The sequence below is a fragment of the Roseofilum sp. SBFL genome, assembly GCF_017746885.1.
In the GTDB taxonomy this organism is placed as follows: domain Bacteria; phylum Cyanobacteriota; class Cyanobacteriia; order Cyanobacteriales; family Desertifilaceae; genus Roseofilum.
Window position 1 is genome coordinate 15,166 of the sequence record NZ_JAGHZH010000186.1, and the last position, 15,431, is coordinate 30,596.

Annotated in this window: 18 protein-coding genes; 10 read left to right on the top strand and 8 right to left on the bottom strand. The window is 45.9% G+C overall.

All coding sequences use genetic code 11. The features are described from left to right. Positions 1–54 precede the first annotated feature (54 nt). The 3 genes from J7545_RS20750 to rfaE1 all read right to left on the bottom strand — a co-directional run bounded on the left by J7545_RS20750 (position 55) and on the right by rfaE1 (position 3,008). The gene (locus J7545_RS20750) at positions 55–513 is read right to left on the bottom strand and encodes a hypothetical protein (RefSeq protein WP_318700602.1); all 459 of its coding nucleotides are present in this window, start codon (positions 511–513) and stop codon (positions 55–57) included. A 124-nt stretch (positions 514–637) separates the two neighbouring features. Next, a complete protein-coding gene (rfbB, locus tag J7545_RS20755) occupies positions 638–1,711 on the bottom strand; it encodes a dTDP-glucose 4,6-dehydratase (RefSeq protein WP_318700603.1) in 1,074 nt (357 codons plus the stop codon). A gap of 232 nt (positions 1,712–1,943) precedes the next feature. Beyond that, positions 1,944–3,008, bottom strand: a complete 1,065-nt coding sequence (gene rfaE1, locus J7545_RS20760; RefSeq protein WP_318700604.1) for a D-glycero-beta-D-manno-heptose-7-phosphate kinase — start codon at positions 3,006–3,008, stop codon at positions 1,944–1,946. A 261-nt stretch (positions 3,009–3,269) separates the two neighbouring features. Here rfaE1 and J7545_RS20765 point away from each other — a divergent pair, with 261 nt between their 5' ends. Next, positions 3,270–4,394, top strand: coding sequence for a peptidylprolyl isomerase (locus J7545_RS20765; protein ID WP_318700605.1), 1,125 nt, complete (start codon positions 3,270–3,272; stop codon positions 4,392–4,394). Positions 4,395–4,446: 52 nt separating this feature from the next. Here J7545_RS20765 and J7545_RS20770 read toward each other — a convergent pair whose 3' ends face one another. Beyond that, on the bottom strand, positions 4,447–5,283 hold the full coding sequence (locus tag J7545_RS20770) for a prephenate/arogenate dehydrogenase (protein WP_413038625.1): 837 nt from the start codon (positions 5,281–5,283) through the stop codon (positions 4,447–4,449). Between the two features lie 79 nt (positions 5,284–5,362). Between J7545_RS20770 and J7545_RS20775 the strand changes: the two genes are divergently transcribed. After that, positions 5,363–6,940, top strand: coding sequence for a pentapeptide repeat-containing protein (locus tag J7545_RS20775; RefSeq protein WP_318700607.1), 1,578 nt, complete (start codon positions 5,363–5,365; stop codon positions 6,938–6,940). Between the two features lies 1 nt (position 6,941). Next, positions 6,942–7,292, top strand: coding sequence for a translation initiation factor (locus J7545_RS20780; protein ID WP_318700608.1), 351 nt, complete (start codon positions 6,942–6,944; stop codon positions 7,290–7,292). Between the two features lies 1 nt (position 7,293). Here the strand turns inward: J7545_RS20780 and J7545_RS20785 are convergent, their stop codons facing one another. Next, positions 7,294–7,962 carry a HEAT repeat domain-containing protein gene (locus J7545_RS20785; RefSeq protein WP_318700609.1) on the bottom strand — a complete coding sequence of 223 codons (669 nt, stop codon included), beginning with the start codon at positions 7,960–7,962 and terminating at the stop codon, positions 7,294–7,296. Positions 7,963–8,244: 282 nt separating this feature from the next. Between J7545_RS20785 and J7545_RS20790 the strand changes: the two genes are divergently transcribed. From J7545_RS20790 to J7545_RS20800, 3 genes are all read left to right on the top strand, one after another. Next, positions 8,245–8,793: a DUF3011 domain-containing protein gene (locus J7545_RS20790; protein WP_318720090.1), complete on the top strand. Its 549-nt coding sequence runs from the start codon at positions 8,245–8,247 to the stop codon at positions 8,791–8,793. 15 nt (positions 8,794–8,808) lie between these two features. Next, the gene (gene surE, locus J7545_RS20795) at positions 8,809–9,495 is read left to right on the top strand and encodes a 5'/3'-nucleotidase SurE (RefSeq protein ID WP_318700611.1); all 687 of its coding nucleotides are present in this window, start codon (positions 8,809–8,811) and stop codon (positions 9,493–9,495) included. A 160-nt stretch (positions 9,496–9,655) separates the two neighbouring features. Further along, entirely contained in the window at positions 9,656–9,856 is a 201-nt protein-coding gene (locus tag J7545_RS20800; RefSeq protein WP_318700612.1) for a hypothetical protein, read from the top strand. Here J7545_RS20800 and J7545_RS20805 read toward each other — a convergent pair. After that, complete coding sequence (locus tag J7545_RS20805; protein WP_318720091.1) at positions 9,846–11,774, bottom strand: serine/threonine-protein kinase; 1,929 nt, start codon at positions 11,772–11,774, stop codon at positions 9,846–9,848. The genes J7545_RS20800 and J7545_RS20805 overlap by 11 nt on opposite strands. A gap of 288 nt (positions 11,775–12,062) precedes the next feature. Between J7545_RS20805 and gvpA the strand changes: the two genes are divergently transcribed. The 4 genes from gvpA (at position 12,063) to J7545_RS20825 (ending at position 14,958) form a co-directional block, all read left to right on the top strand. After that, positions 12,063–12,281, top strand: coding sequence for a gas vesicle structural protein GvpA (gene gvpA / locus J7545_RS20810; protein ID WP_283753117.1), 219 nt, complete (start codon positions 12,063–12,065; stop codon positions 12,279–12,281). A 131-nt stretch (positions 12,282–12,412) separates the two neighbouring features. Further along, positions 12,413–13,435 (top strand): hypothetical protein, encoded by a 1,023-nt coding sequence (locus tag J7545_RS20815; protein WP_318700614.1) that lies wholly within the window; start codon positions 12,413–12,415, stop codon positions 13,433–13,435. Positions 13,436–13,446: 11 nt separating this feature from the next. After that, positions 13,447–14,544: a gas vesicle protein GvpN gene (gvpN, locus tag J7545_RS20820; protein ID WP_318700615.1), complete on the top strand. Its 1,098-nt coding sequence runs from the start codon at positions 13,447–13,449 to the stop codon at positions 14,542–14,544. 3 nt (positions 14,545–14,547) lie between these two features. Further along, positions 14,548–14,958, top strand: coding sequence for a gas vesicle protein (locus J7545_RS20825; RefSeq protein ID WP_318700616.1), 411 nt, complete (start codon positions 14,548–14,550; stop codon positions 14,956–14,958). Positions 14,959–14,971: 13 nt separating this feature from the next. Here the strand turns inward: J7545_RS20825 and J7545_RS20830 are convergent, their stop codons facing one another. Beyond that, positions 14,972–15,127, bottom strand: a complete 156-nt coding sequence (locus tag J7545_RS20830) for a hypothetical protein (protein ID WP_318700617.1) — start codon at positions 15,125–15,127, stop codon at positions 14,972–14,974. A gap of 140 nt (positions 15,128–15,267) precedes the next feature. After that, positions 15,268–15,417 (bottom strand): hypothetical protein, encoded by a 150-nt coding sequence (locus tag J7545_RS20835; RefSeq protein ID WP_318700618.1) that lies wholly within the window; start codon positions 15,415–15,417, stop codon positions 15,268–15,270. Positions 15,418–15,431 lie beyond the last annotated feature (14 nt).

The following is a 15,431-nucleotide window of genomic DNA, read 5'->3' on the forward strand; positions in this document are numbered from 1 at the left end:
TGGCTATGATTTCATCGCCATAGATTCTATGGTTAATGGATCAATAGTATTATACTAGATGATATCCGATAAATCGACCTTAGTATGGTTGTTAAGTTTCAAAATTTTATCGTCTTCTACGCGATGGAGGGAATAGTAAGACTCACCATCTAACGTAACTTCTACGATTTTCGTTTCGATGCCTTTCTGACGATAGGGTTCAATCGAATCTTCTACCAGTTGACGGTCTTTGACCACTTTCAATTCATTATTGTCTAAAACCCGTTGAATGGCACTTTTGTATTCTAGACAACACATATAATTGAGTCCCGAAACCACCACCTCTAAATCACATCCAGCATCAAGGAGTTTGGCTAAGTTTCTTTTCTTCAAAGCTGTCCTGAGTTCGCGCAATTCTTCTTCAATTCTTTGGGTCTGATTTTCTAATAAAACCCAATAGGCTTCATCATCAGGAGAAACTGGAGATTTCCCCGCTTTTTGATTCCATAAGGCGATTCTTTCGTAGGGAGTCATTGGAGTTACCTAGAGATACTGTTGTGGATCGTTATGTTATGCACTCTCCCTAAATCCCTCTGCCACTCCGAGAGGGACTTTTCCCCATCTCCTGCGGGAGAAAGGGTTAGGGGATGAGGGGAGCTTACCCTTCGTAAACTTGGCGGTAATAGTCCTGATATTCTTGGGACAAGAGAGGCTGCCACCAATCTTGATGTTCTAAGTACCATTTTAGGGTTTGACGTAATCCTTCCTCCACGGTAACAGAAGGTTGCCACCCTAATTCTGTTTTAATTTTAGTGGCATCGATCGCGTAGCGGCGATCGTGGCCGAGTCTATCTTTAACAAATGTAATCAGGTTGCGACAGGGACGAACCGGAAGCTGGGGCGCGAGTTCATCCATGACATCGCATAAAATGGTTACTAAGTCAATATTTTTGACTTCATTATTGCCCCCCACATTGTACGTTTCCCCCGGTTTCCCTTGATGAATAACTACATCTAATGCGCTGCAATGGTCAATCACATAGAGCCAATCTCGGATATTTTGTCCATCGCCATAAACGGGTAGATTTTTCCCGATTAAAGTATTGATCGCCATTAAGGGAATCAGTTTTTCTGGGAACTGATAGGGCCCATAATTATTGGAGCAATTGGTAATAATAGTCGGTAAATTATAGGTATGATAATAGGCACGAACTAAGTGATCGCTCCCTGCTTTCGAGGCAGAATAGGGACTATTGGGAGCATAGGGGGTGGTTTCTTGAAACGCTGGATCGTTGGGTCCTAAAGAGCCGTAGACTTCATCGGTAGAGACGTGCAAAAATAGCCCTTTTTGGTTAGGTAGGGTGGGATAATGCTGGCGGAAGGCTTCTAAGAGGGTAAATGTGCCGACGACATTGGTTTGCACAAACGCCCCTGGGCCAAGGATGGAGCGGTCTACATGGGATTCGGCGGCAAAATGGGCAACGGTATCAATGCTCTCTTCGGCTAAGAGTTGGTCAATAAGGGAGCGATCGCCAATATCCCCTTGTACAAATCGAAACTGAGGATGATCCTTAACTTGCTCTAAATTCGCCAAATTCCCTGCATAGGTGAGCGCATCTAAGACAACTATGCGGTCTTCCGGGTAGCGATCGCACCAATATTGAACAAAATTCGAGCCAATAAACCCCGCACCACCAGTGACCAAAAGACGACGAGGATTACGATTTTCCATACGATTGAATATCCTTAAATTTACCGCTTATATTGGGCACATTGGGGCGGGTTTATCTCTATTTTCCAGGATAACGCTTTTAACAATTGGCCCTAAGCCCCTTGCCCCGTTGCCGGTTACCTAGATCTGGGACAACCCGCCCCTACACCCCCGATCACTATAGCAACCACAGGGATCTATTCCCTATTCCCTATTCCCTATTCCCTATTCCCTATTCCCTATTCCCTATTCCCTATTCCCTATCAGCCGCTTCATTGTCCAGCATATCCGCTAAAGCCTGTTTCATCTCTTCACCCTGAGTAGTTGCCGTTCCAAACTGGCGCACGACCAGAGAAGCTGCTAAATTACCCAAAACCGTTGCCTCCCAGAACGAAGCGCCCACACACAACGCCAAAGAGACGGCGGCAATTACCGTATCCCCAGCTCCAGTTACATCAAACACCTGGCGACGATTAAACGCGGGAATATGAACCATCGGTTCTTGGGCAGTAAACAAGCTCATCCCCTCATCTCCGCGAGTAATCAAGATATGACTAGCCTGAGTCATTTTTAACAAATCTTCCCCTGCTTGGATTAACTGCTCATGAGAATTAATGGCATAACCCACCGCTTGTTCTGCCTCCGGTAAATTGGGAGTAAACAAGGTCACCCCTTGATAGCGCGGCAACTCCTTCTGTGCATCCACCATTACCCGCTGGTGTCCTAACACGGCTGGAATTACAGGAGAGAGCGTCCCATCAGGTTGAGTCCGAAAGACTCCATCGCCATAGTCCGAACAAATCACCCCATCGACTTGGTCTAACTGAGATTGGATATACTGAGCTAATGCCTGTTGTAAAGGCAAGTCTAGCAACCGATCCGATTTGCGATCGATGCGCACAATTTGCTGAGTTACAGACTGACGAGCATGGCCAGAAATGCGAGTTTTGGTCACCGTTGGCCGGGTTTCATCGACTAAAATTCCTTGGGTATTAATGCCCGCTTCCTCAAAAATCTGACGTAGGGCCTGGCCTTGGTCATCTTTCCCCACGATACCGACTGCCTTAACCTGACCCCCCAATTTCGCCAAATTATAAACGGCGTTGGCTCCTCCTCCAGGAATTTGGCTAGTTTCCTCATGGCGCAAAATCACAACGGGGGCTTCTCTCGAGAGCCGTTCTACTTGACCCGTGAGGAATTCATCTAGGGTCAAATCGCCAACGACTAAAACTTTTGCTTGACTGAAGCGATCGATAAGATCGGTTAAACGGGTTTGGCTCTGTTTGAATTGCCGAATTAGGTCTGCGGGTAAGGTCATATCAATGGGGGGTTGAACGTTAAACCTTACATTACTCTACGATCGCCTTGGCAAACTCCCGTAACCCGGAGATCGAGGTAACTGGAGACATATTTTGAAGTATTTTTAATTTTAATTTTTAATTTTTATATTGATCTGGGGCTTTGTTGTAGACTCTGATCGTACACAGCCCAAGTTCTCGATCAAAAGCTTGAGGGTCAACCCAGAGCTGATAAGAGCTGATAATTGTGAAGCGATCGCCATAAGATAGATAAAATTTCCATGATCCATATCCTAAAGTCCTTATTCAAGACCACCTTGGTGTGTCTCCTCGTCCTAACCTGTTGGGTGGGACTGAGTACCCCCACCCAAGCGGCTCCTGACCGAGAAAGTCGCCTCCCTGGAGGGAATGCCATTACCGAGGGTGATGCCATTCTGCGCTATGCTCTGCCCATTGATAATGACACCATTTTCAAGATCCAAGGGGATATTGAATCGATTATTGCTCCGATTCGAGGAAGACGCTGGGGTGCAGCTACTTCTAGCCTCAGTGAAGCCAGCTTTTTGTTATCAACTCGCAGTGAAAAGATTTTAGCTAGCATTGCCGAAGATCGCCGCTCTGAAGCTCAAGAAGTTCTAGAACAATTGAGCACCGATCTCAATATCCTTCGGGAGCAAGTAGCGGAACAAGACAAAACCGCTGCCTTTGAGACACAAAAAAGTTGCCTCTTTGAAGTGGAAACTCTAGAAAATCTGATGGTGCAAGGGTTTCCCTATGAAGTGCCCTCCGAATATAGTGCCCTACCTCAGTTGAAAGGACGAGCGGCGGTAGAAATTGAAACTGAAAAAGGAAGCTTAACGGTTGTCGTTGATGGTTATAATGCGCCAGTAACGGCGGGAAACTTTGTGGATCTGGTGTCTAGGGGATTTTATGATGGTTTACCCATTACCCGTGCAGACGAATTCTATGTGTTGCAACTTGGCGATCCTCCTGGCCCAGAAAATGGGTTTGTAGACCCCGCAACTGGAGAAGAACGCACAATTCCTTTAGAAATTAGAGTTCAAAGTGAAGTAGAACCAATTTATGAATTTACATTAGAAGAAATTGGACTCTACCGTGAGCAGCCAGTTTTACCTTTCTCTGCCTATGGAACCCTAGGCATGGCTCGCCCAGATAACGATCCGAATGGGGGTTCGTCTCAGTTTTTCTTCTTCCTCTTTGAACCGGAATTAACCCCTGCGGGCTTAAATCTCTTGGATGGTGAGTATGCAGTATTTGGGTATGTTGTTGACGGTGAGGACGTATTGCCTGAACTGAAAAAAGGCGATCGCATTACTTCAATGAAAGTGATTGAAGGCATGGAGAATTTCCTACCTGGATGGGGGGATAGGGGGATAGGGGGATAGGGAGATAGGGAGATAGAGAGATTACCTGTTCCCTATTGCCTATTCCCCATTCCTACAAAAATTTGGGTCGCTCTTGTTGAGTTTTCTGTAAATACTCATCAATAGTGCCCCAATTTTCGTCTTCAATCCAAGTGAGAATTCGATCTAAATTTTGGCGATAACTTAAGAGGGATTCTCTGAGAGCCTCTCGGTTATATTCTGCCATCATCCGACCTAACTCTGGATTGCCTCCTCCTACCCGACTGGTATCAGCAAAGCCGGAACTTGCCAGTTTTTGGGCTAAATCTCGCACGGTGTCCAAAGGTGAATCGCTACAAGTCGTAATTAATCCAGCACTGACGAAAACGGGTAAATGGGAAATCAAAGCCACTGCGCGATCGTGTTCTTGGGGAGAACAATGATAGACTCTTGATCGCAGCGATCGCACAATTTCCGTCACCTGCTCCAAAGACTCTGGTGAGGTGGTTGGAGTCGGAGTGAGAACATAGGGACGATCTTCAAATAACCCGAACTCGGCTGCTCCTAACCCTTGTTCTGCGGTTCCTGCCATGGGATGACCGCCAACAAAATTGGGCCAAATTGGGGTAAGGGACTCAACAATTGGCGTTTTAACCGACCCGACATCCGTTAGAATTGTGGCCGGAGAGAGCAAGGGAAGCAATTGTTGGGCGATCGGTACAATCAGACCGATAGGAGTACAAATAAAAATAATCTCCGCTGGGCTGACTTGGCTTAACTCAACACTAGCTCGATCCACAACCCCTTGTGCCACGGCTGCCTCACAGGTATGCGGATTACGACTAGCGCCCAAGACTTCCCAACCGAGCGATCGCAAAGCTAACCCTAACGACCCACCGATTAACCCTAAACCAATAATGCCTATTTTCATCACCCTAATGCAGCTATCATAACGAATGGGAAACGTATACCAACGCCAGTCTAACTCAACCAATCTCTAGGAAAAAGCCATGGATGAAGAGGAAGTGCTTAATCGGTACGAAACCGGAGAAAGAGATTTCATGGGCATCTTGCTCACGGAAGCTAACCTGAGTGGGGTTAATTTGAGCGATGCCAACTTTAGTGGTGCTAACCTCTGTGTTGCTAACCTCAGTGGCGCTAACCTGCAAAGTGCCGATCTGAGCAAAGCTAAACTGAATGTTGCTCGGCTCAGTGGTTGTAATCTGACCAAAGCTAATTTCAACCGGGCTATCCTTAATGTAGCGAATTTAGTCCGTGCCGATCTCAGTGGGGCAAGTTTAGTTCAAGCAGGACTGATTCGAGCCGAATTGATTCGCGCTCAACTGAGTAACGCGAACCTCAGTAGAGCTAACCTAACTGGAGCGGATTTGCGAGAAGCCACCCTACGTCAGGCGAATCTCAGTGGCGCAAATCTGAGTGAAGTGGATTTGCGTGGCACATCCATGATTGCAGCGAATCTCGAAGGGGCAAATCTCCATGGAACTGACCTAGGACGGGCTGATTTAAGTGGTTCAGACTTGCGCGATGCGGATTTACGCCATGCTAACCTTAGCCGGGCGAATTTAAGTGGTGCAAATTTAAGTGGGGCGAATCTGCGTTGGGTAGATCTGAGTGGAACCAATCTCAGTTGGGCTGATTTGAGTGAAGCAAAGTTGAGTGGAACGAATTTAATTGGCGCGGATTTAAGTAATGCGAATTTGGTCAATTGTAGTTTGGTTCATGCGGATTTGACCCAATCGAATTTGATCCAAGTGGAATGGAGCGGCGCAGATTTGAGCGGCGCGACTTTAACCGGGGCCAAGCTTCATGGAGTGTCCCGATTTGGTTTAAAAACCGATGGTATGTCCTGCGAATGGGTGGATTTGAGTCCGGATGGAGATCATACCCAGGTTTATCATTTTACGTCTGAAGAATTTAAGCAGTTTTTCAACCCGACTCCGCCCACGGTCAGTATTACGGTAGATGCTCAACTCGACCATGCGGCGAGTTTTGTTTTGGCAGGATTCTATTATCAGATAGCTGGGCAATATCCGGGGATGAATCATCCTCCGAGCATTAAGGTGGGCTATCGCCGCACTACGTTGATTTTCCGTTTAGACCGGGATGAAGAACTGTTGCCGATCGCCTATTTGGCCATTTTACCGTTTAAGGACAGTACAGTCACTCAACGCAATATTACGGAAGTGATGGAGATTATCCGTTCTCCAGATATGGAGGATTATTTGACGATTCGAGACCGAAAACGAATTAAGCAAATCAGTAAGTCTCTCAGTCAAGTCATGAGTCGAGTGGTACGGGTGAAAGTGGGAGGAGATCTGCCGAAACCCCCAGGTGCGCAAGAGTTCTTTGCCATGCCGACTCAGGTGAGTTTGACGAATTCGAGCGATCAATCCCTGAATATTTATTATCATCCGTCTTTTGGTAAGCGTTTGGTTGATTCGGCTGCTTATTTTCAGACGAGTGAAACCACTACGATGAAAATGCAACAGTTGTCTGTACCTACGGCGGAAGTAGTCGCGGATTTTATTCGCGGGTTTTATGTTTTGGAGAAGCTAGGGAATAGTTAATATGGCCTCTAAGAGTAAGTCAAAATCGGGCGATCGCTTTGTTTATCAAGAGTTTGGCTATGATGGGGATACTGAGGATCGAAACTCGGTAGAGCTTGATGTAGTGCCCAACCAACAAAATCTTAAGGTAGAAGTATCTCGCAAAGGACGCAAAGGGAAAACTGTTACTGTGGTGCAAGGGTTTCAACATTCCCAGGAAACGTTGTCTGCTCTGTTGAAGCAATTGAAAACTCACTGTGGCGCTGGAGGAACCCTAAAGGAAGAAACTGTAGAAATTCAAGGGGATCATGGGCAGAAAGTGATGACTTTTTTATCACAAAAAGGGTATAAAGTCAAGCGTTCTGGGGGTTAATTTAGGAAAAGGAAAGATTTTCTAGGGCTAAGGCTGCCGCCTGGGCTACATGGGGATGGGGGTCTTTGGCAAGGTATCTAAGGGCAGATTGACTTTTACTACAGGGTAAATGGCCCAAGGCTTCGGCTAAACGCTGACGGACGAGCCAATCTTCTGAGCCGGCAAATCTCAAAATATCGGTAACGGCACTGAGATCTTTAATTTCCCCTAAAGCGGCGATCGCAGCCTGTTGAATTAGAACTTCTGCACTGTCTAAAGCTTGTAATAAGACATCATGGGCCCGTTGATCTCGTAGATTCCCCAGGGAAACCGCCGCACTAAAACGCACCAACCAATCGGGGTCTTCATAAAAAGCTCGCACTAGGGGTTCAAAAGCTCTCAAATCGCGCAAATAGCCTAAAGCACCAGCAGAATCAGCTCGAATCCCATAATCAGGATCGGTTTCTAACAGATTGACGAGCAGCGAAAAAGACTCTTCTGTGGGCTTAACCCCTAGGGCAAAAATAGCCATAGAGCGCACTTGCTGATTGCGATCCTGAAGTGCTTTTTTAAGCAAAGGCATCGCTTTCTTTGGGGAGAAATTGCGTAGTGCCAACAGAGCCAGCTTGCGATCGCGAAGATTATCACTATCGAGTTGGATCTTCAGTTCTTTTAAGCTGGAAGCAGTCATAATCTTCATAATGATAAATTCACTTTAAAGATTAAGCTATCTTAACGGATTATAGCAACTGCTATAGAGCTTTACGCTATACACAACACTTTTCTCTACGATGAAGGACATTAATAATTGTTTTTGACAATCGCTAGAATAGCCGTCTACTCCTTCCCAAATTCCTCAATCACAGCCCAAAGTGCTGTATTCTCCCATCTGGCACTCACGGCTCAGAAACCCGTCAATAGTAGAGAATGGTAAAATCAACTCGGATTCTCTATCATGCTGACTAACCCAACTATGCGTCGAGTTCTCCAATCTTGTCTTACAGCGGCTTTATCCTCTAGTGTGATGGTAGGCATAAGCGCCATCAACGTGCAACCCGCCACTGCCCAAAGACCCTCTCAATCTGTACGCTGTGAAAGTCACGATGCTCAACCGGCTAACTGCCCCGTCGATACTCGTAATGGTATAACGTTAGTGGAGCAATATTCCACAGCCTCTTGCATCGGAAATTGGGGGTTTGGGAATGGATTTGTTTGGGTAAGAAATGGGTGTCGAGCGCGGTTTGAAACCAATTATGCTCAAAATCCGGGGGGTGGCGGTTTTTTTGGTCCTCCAGGGGTGGATTATAACGATCCGGTGCGTCGAGGTTCCCGCGAACGAGTGACAGTTACTTCGGGCATTTACAATAATCAGGGCGATCGCATCCGCACCGTTTATCGGGGCGAACCGATCATCGTTAACTGGAGAAATACTTTTTACTACGGTCGCCAAGAATATGTCCGAGTTCGCACTCAAGACGACTTGGTGGGCTGGATGACTGTCGGTGGCAATTATAGACAATAACTGATAATTTGACTAATGATAATTTTAACCAATGATGATGGGATTGATGCTCCTGGTATTCGTGCCCTCCATGATGCTGTTGAGGGTGAGGGGATTATCGTTGCTCCCACAGTACAATATTCTGGGTGTAGCCATCAAACGACAACCTACAAACCCCTGAAGATGGAAGAGAGATCGCCAACTGAATATGCTGTCCAGGGCGCTCCTGCTGATTGTACCCGCTTGGCGATCGCCCAATTGCAACCCCAATTGAATCAGGAGATTGATTGGGTTCTCTCTGGGGTGAACGCTGGGGGAAATATGGGGGTGGATGTGTATATGTCTGGAACCGTTGCTGCGGTGCGGGAAGCCGCTTTTCATGGAATTCCTGGTATTGCCATTTCCCACTGGATCAAGCGCCCTTTAGAAATTGACTGGGAACGAACGACGCAATGGACAGCCCATATTTTATCTAAGCTGTTTTCCCATCCTCTGGAGCCAGGATGTTTCTGGAATGTGAATATTCCCCATCTTGAAGCTGGTTCTCCAGAACCAGAAATGGTATTTTGTCCCTTGAGTAAGAAACCGTTACCGCTCCAGTATCGAATCAACGGGGATGAGTATCTGTACTGTGGAAATTACGATCGACGCGATCGCACTCCAGGCACAGATGTAGATATCTGTTTTTCCGGTAAAATTTCTGTGACTCAAGTGCGAATCTGAGATCCCACTCTCTCTTCAAGATTACTTTTGGAGAGGGCGATCGCTTGAATTGAACAATATTTCTGAATTCTGAAGAGAATATCTAAGGAAAAAAACGCATCTTCCGGATCGGGGTAATTGTGCCCGTAAAGAGAGTATAGAAGCTTTCTGATGGCATCTAATGCAAACTCTGCTCTCTTTACTGGTTTCCCCCCTGTTCTTGGTGAATACGATCGCCATGACTCCACTCTCTTCCTCGGAAGTATCCACTCTATCGGTTGATACCTCCGAGTCTACAGAAATCCTCTATGGATATAGATACAACCGTCGAGGAGGTGAAACTCCGAGAGGGGGTACAGGAAGACGGCGGATTATGGCGTAACCTCTCCAGAAGAAGGTAATTGATCCAATTGATATGTCGCATCTTCATAGCACCCGACTCTGCCCATACTCGAACAGAGTTGGGCAGTTTTTTGTAGATCTGAAATCGCCTTATCCGTTTGCGTTCGCTTCATGTAAGCTAATCCTCGGTCATAATAGGCGAGGGCAAAATCGGACTTGCGTTCGATCGCTCTAGTAAAATCAGAAATTGCCCCTTGAGTATCCCCTAAATCTAACCGCGTTAATCCCCGATTATGATAGGGAACTGGATCGTCCGGATCGAGGCGAATCGCAATATTGTAATCCTCGATCGCCCCCTGAAAATCTTGTTTTTTCCGCCGGGCTAACCCTCGATTTTGATAGGCTAAACCATCTGTCGGCTCTAGATTGATAGCCTGGGTACAATCGGAGATAGCCCGCTCCTGATCTCCCACATTTGACCAAGATAAACAGCGATTCAAATAGGCTGCGCTCAAAGTTGGCTCCAGTTCCAGGGCTTGAGTGTAGTCCAGAATAGCCCCTTTATCATCCCCTAAATCCGATAATACGCTACCCCGATTCACATAAGCCGGGACAAAACTCGGATCGAGGGCAAGGACTTCAGTATAATCAGCCTTAGCTCCTTGGCGATCGCCCAATTCAAATCGGATATTGCCCCGCTGATAATAGGACTCAGTGAGGTTACTCGATAGCAAAATTGCCTGGGTAAAGTCCTCCAAAGCTGCCTCAAGATTATCTCGATCCTGATAAATCAAAGCACGTTGGTAATAAGCCTCTCCCTTTTTTGGCTGTTTGGCGATCACCTGACTATAGGACTTTAGTGCCTCATCTAGATTCCCCTCTTGAGCATACTTTTGAGCCTCCTTCAGACTATTGCGACTCAACCCTGATAAAGAAAAACGACTCGATCCCAAGGCGATCCCCAGCAAAATCAAACTGCCTAAGACCACACTTAAGGGTAATAAATAACGCTTTGCTTGGAACGGATTCAGGGGAGTCACGGAGGTTACCTCCTCATAATCAATTTTGGGTTCCTGGGGTTGTCCTTGGGGAACCAATGGAGGGGTTTCAGAGCGCACTAAAGGCGCACTCACCTTACCCGGTTGTAAAGTAGCTAAATCCTCTAAGATCCTGGTGGCTAATTGATAGCGTTCTTTTGTGTCCGGAGCTACCATTTTATTCAGAATAGAGATCAAATCTGGATTCGCTTTAACCCCATCTTGCCAATCCTGGGTCGCTTTACTCCTCAATGTCGACAATTCTAAAATACTTTGACCGCTGAGTAATTGAATCCCAATTATGCCTAACGAATAGAGATCGCTATTAAAATGGGCTTGTCCTTGGTCTTGTTCTGGGGACACATAAACCACTGAACCATTTCTTTGAGCTTTCAACAGTTGTTGTTGAGAGCGCATCACTTGAGTACCAATCTCCTTAAAAATACCAAATCCCGTTAGCACCATGCGATCGTCTGATTTACGGCGAATTAATTTGGATGGTTTAATGGAGCGATGAATCAATCCACGACTATGGACAAAAGATAAGATTTGTAACACTTCTTCGAGCAAGGCGATCGCTTGGGCTTCTGTCCATTGGGGCTGAGATTCCAATTGATCGCGCAAAGAAGTACCAACAATAAACTCTTCCACTAGATAAAAACTTTGGCTCTCTTCAAAATAATCGAGCAGTTTAGGGATTTGGGGATGAGTACCAAGACTTTTGAGGGCTTCTGCCTTCTTATTAAGTAAAATTAAACTGAATTCTAAGGTTTTGGGATTATTACCAGGAAGCTTTAATTGCTTGACGACACATCGAGGATGTCCTGGAAGATGGGTATCGCCAACCAGGTGAGTTTGACCAAGCTGGTTGGAGCCAAGGGTTTTAATAAATTGATATCGTTGGTTAAGCAGCCGTTCCATGGAGCTTGTTTCTTGGTTTGCTGGGGTCGGAGGATGTGAGTTCATTCTGACATATAGCGCTTCGCACTATAGCAATTTGTAGGAGGGAAAAGGCACTCTAGCAATACAAATAATGAATTTAAGTAAAGTGTAGGAGAATTTTCACAGATATTCCTCCATTGTCGGATAAAATAAATAACTATTGAGCCTAATTCAGGTCATTGGTGATCCATCAAGAACACTTTTACCTAAGCGGTATAAGCTTGGCTCTCGGAACCATCGCCCAATTCAAATAGGGGAAGATTAATTATGGCTGTTGAAAAAGTAAACTCTTCATCGAGTCTCGGAGAAGTGGTCGATCGCATCCTTGATAAAGGGATTGTGATCGATGCTTGGGTTCGGGTCTCCTTAGTGGGAATTGAACTGCTGGCCATTGAAGCTCGGGTGGTTATTGCTTCGGTTGAAACTTACCTCAAATATGCTGAAGCAGTGGGTCTAACGGCTCAAGCTGCTGTCCCAGCCGTTTAAAGTTCGGGATTAAACTGGCTTTCAAGAGGTATGTCTACCCTTAGAGGAAATAGAAACGGGTTTCTATTTCCTCTGAGTTTTAGAATGGCGGTCTGATAACGAAGCTCTCTAGGGGAGGGGATCAAAAGACTATGGCGCTTAAAGATGAGTGGCGATCGCAAAGAGAACAACGCCAAACTGAAGCACGCTGGCGAAAGGAGGCAGTGCAAACTCAGATTAAGACCCTAAATGACCAGCGTCAAGCAGCAACGGCACAACTCCAAAACCAACTGCGGCAATTTCGGACAACATTGGCCCAGGCTGAAGCTGATCGACGTTTCCAAGGGCAACAGCAACAGATTGCCTTGCAAACCTACACCCAGAATTTGCAGGACTGGATCGAAGACTTTTTGGAAACTTGCACCACAGAACGGTCCCTGATGAGCGATCGGATCGCCACCACCCTCCAAGAGACCCTGGAGCGTTTGCAAACTGAAACCCGAAACTTGTTGCAGACAGCTCGTCAGAGTCGTCAACAGCGCTACGGAGACCTTCAGGAAGATCTCGCTGAGTTTATCGAAGATCTTCATCTGCAAATGGACAGCTATCGCCAACACCTCGAGCAAAAGCGTCAGGAGCGGATAGCTGAGATTCAGACCCGCAAAACAGAGGTGAAAAAAACTCTACAGGAGAATCGTCAACAACAGCAGGAGAGCTACCAAGTCCTGCAAGGGGAACTCGATCGGTTTATCCAGAGCTTACAAGCGTATCGCCAAAATCTCTACCAAGCGGTTTGGGGTGATACACCGGTGGCAGTGCCAGCACAAGCCGTTAAACCTAAACCCATTTTTAGATCCAAGCGATCGATTTCGATCGCCAAAGGAGCAGTGCCTAAGCCAGCCGTCTCTCTTCCCCAACCGATTCCGATCACTCCTTCGCTCACTCCTCCCCCAACCCCAGAACAGGTACTGCAAAAAGCGGATAAAAAAAATGTAAACTATCTTTCTACGGAAGAAGAACAAGTTTATAATTTCTTACGCAAGACTCCCGCATCGCGATTAACAGCGATCGAAGAAGCCCTAGGGATTAACCGTGTACAAGCAGTCGATACTTTGAGATCGCTGATCAAAAAAGGCATGGTGACTCAGCGCGATCGCCTGTACTCCGTACTCTAACGTAACTCCCTATGCCTACTTTACTCAATGCCCGTTCTAAGGGCTTTGTCAATACGCCCACTATTGAGCGACTGACAAACCGCGCTCTGCGCTATCTCCAGTCTGGGTTTTCTGTGCATTTGCGCGGCCCCGCAGGAACAGGAAAAACGACTCTCGCCTTGCACTTAGCAGATTTATTGAGTCGCCCTATTATGCTTATTTTTGGGGATGATGAACTCAAAACCTCCGATCTGATTGGCAACCAATCCGGGTATACCCGTAAAAAAGTGGTTGATAACTATATCCACAGTGTCATAAAACTCGAAGATGAGCTGCGAAAAAATTGGGTAGATTCTCGGTTGACGCTAGCTGCTAAAGAAGGATTTACCCTAGTTTACGATGAGTTTAATCGCTCCCGTCCAGAGGTCAATAATGTACTGTTATCGACCTTAGAAGAAAAATTGCTGGTTCTGCCTCCGAATAACAGTCGCTCCGAATATATTCGGGTTCATCCCCAATTTCGCGCCATTTTTACCAGTAACCCGGAAGAATACTGTGGGGTTCATGCCACCCAAGATGCGCTTTTAGACCGTCTGGTAACCTTGAATATGCCCGATCCCGAAGCCGAAACCCAGACGGCTATTTTAGTGGAAAAAATTGGCATTATCCAGGAAGAAGCCCAAACCATCGTCAATATTGTGATGGAATTTCAGCAGAAAACGGGAACTCAGAAAACAATGGGTTTGCGATCGGGATTAATGATTGCTAAGATTTGCCACGAACATCAAATTGCGATCGCTATTAACCAAGAACCCTTTCAGGAAATCTGTGAAGATATCCTCCTCTCCCGCACCGACTTAGACCTTTCAGCCGCTTACTTGGTGTTGAAAAACCTTTTTGAGCCTCAAAACGCTCTGCCCCCTTCTCCTACTCCTGCGTCTGCTGCTCCCGAAGCGCCTCAACCTGCACACAAAGTTTACACCTTCTTACACCAAAGCCAAGGAGCCAAATTATCAGATATCGAAAGTGCAGTTGGATTAAACCGAGTCGAAACCGTCAACATTTTGCGCCATTTAATGGAACAAGGCAAAATCCGGCTCAATGAAGAGCGCAAATATATAACCCAGTAATTCATGGAAGGAAAGGGAAAACTGGTTTTTCCCCATTCCCCATTCCCTATTCCCCATTCCCCATTCTCTATCCCCGTGCCTGCCAACTCCCGTCCCCTAACCTCAAGCCAAAGTTCAACCCTCGCTGATGTCCTCGAAAGAGTACTAGATAAAGGGGTTGTCATTGCTGGTGATATTTCTGTTTCTGTCGGTTCAACGGAATTGCTCAATGTTCGCATTCGCCTCTTAATTTCTTCTGTCGATAAAGCCAAAGAAATTGGTATTAACTGGTGGGAGAGCGACCCTTATTTAAGCAGTCAGCACAAACAACTGCAAGAAACCAATCAACGGTTACTAGAGCGCATTGAACAACTTGAAACCCAACTCAAAGCCTTGAAGGGAACGCCTGAAGTTGAACCTGAGATTCAAGAATGATATCACAGTCGTTCTAAATATTGGTTGTCGCCAATTCTTGGGCAATAGGTTCTTCGGGTTGGGATTGACAACCGGGTAGACCAAAAGTGAAGATGAAGAAGAATAATATTCCTTGCAAAAATAAAAAACCGGGTTTCGCGATCGCTTTATCAGGATAGCTTTTAAGCATAAATACTCGTGTTCTTTGTTTTCATCATAATTAAATTCTAACAAAATAAGGAATAGGAAATAGGCAATAGAAACTGTCCTAACTCTCCATTTCTATGCTATAGCAGCTATCTCAAAAACTGGGGTAAAGCTACAATACCCCTAAATTGCATCTTGTGATAAATATTGTTGCAATAAAATCTCAATTTCTTCTATTTTAAACTCTTCAGCAAGCTCAAGAAGAGGGGCAGCAAACTCTTGATACCAAATCCGAATAGTATAGAAAATAAACAGATGCTGTTCTAATCCCAATTTTCTTGCTATCC

Excerpts from the sequence above, each read along its gene's own strand:
- J7545_RS20750 (WP_318700602.1), bottom strand. The coding sequence starts at position 513 with ATGACTCCCTACGAAAGAATCGCCTTATGGAATCAAAAAGCGGGGAAA.
- rfbB (WP_318700603.1), bottom strand. The coding sequence starts at position 1,711 with ATGGAAAATCGTAATCCTCGTCGTCTTTTGGTCACTGGTGGTGCGGGG.
- rfaE1 (WP_318700604.1), bottom strand. The coding sequence starts at position 3,008 with ATGACCTTACCCGCAGACCTAATTCGGCAATTCAAACAGAGCCAAACC.
- J7545_RS20765 (WP_318700605.1), top strand. The coding sequence starts at position 3,270 with ATGATCCATATCCTAAAGTCCTTATTCAAGACCACCTTGGTGTGTCTC.
- J7545_RS20770 (WP_413038625.1), bottom strand. The coding sequence starts at position 5,283 with ATGAAAATAGGCATTATTGGTTTAGGGTTAATCGGTGGGTCGTTAGGG.
- J7545_RS20775 (WP_318700607.1), top strand. The coding sequence starts at position 5,363 with ATGGATGAAGAGGAAGTGCTTAATCGGTACGAAACCGGAGAAAGAGAT.
- J7545_RS20780 (WP_318700608.1), top strand. The coding sequence starts at position 6,942 with ATGGCCTCTAAGAGTAAGTCAAAATCGGGCGATCGCTTTGTTTATCAA.
- J7545_RS20785 (WP_318700609.1), bottom strand. The coding sequence starts at position 7,962 with ATGACTGCTTCCAGCTTAAAAGAACTGAAGATCCAACTCGATAGTGAT.
- J7545_RS20790 (WP_318720090.1), top strand. The coding sequence starts at position 8,245 with ATGCGTCGAGTTCTCCAATCTTGTCTTACAGCGGCTTTATCCTCTAGT.
- surE (WP_318700611.1), top strand. The coding sequence starts at position 8,809 with ATGATAATTTTAACCAATGATGATGGGATTGATGCTCCTGGTATTCGT.
- J7545_RS20800 (WP_318700612.1), top strand. The coding sequence starts at position 9,656 with ATGCAAACTCTGCTCTCTTTACTGGTTTCCCCCCTGTTCTTGGTGAAT.
- J7545_RS20805 (WP_318720091.1), bottom strand. The coding sequence starts at position 11,774 with ATGGAACGGCTGCTTAACCAACGATATCAATTTATTAAAACCCTTGGC.
- gvpA (WP_283753117.1), top strand. The coding sequence starts at position 12,063 with ATGGCTGTTGAAAAAGTAAACTCTTCATCGAGTCTCGGAGAAGTGGTC.
- J7545_RS20815 (WP_318700614.1), top strand. The coding sequence starts at position 12,413 with ATGGCGCTTAAAGATGAGTGGCGATCGCAAAGAGAACAACGCCAAACT.
- gvpN (WP_318700615.1), top strand. The coding sequence starts at position 13,447 with ATGCCTACTTTACTCAATGCCCGTTCTAAGGGCTTTGTCAATACGCCC.
- J7545_RS20825 (WP_318700616.1), top strand. The coding sequence starts at position 14,548 with ATGGAAGGAAAGGGAAAACTGGTTTTTCCCCATTCCCCATTCCCTATT.
- J7545_RS20830 (WP_318700617.1), bottom strand. The coding sequence starts at position 15,127 with ATGCTTAAAAGCTATCCTGATAAAGCGATCGCGAAACCCGGTTTTTTA.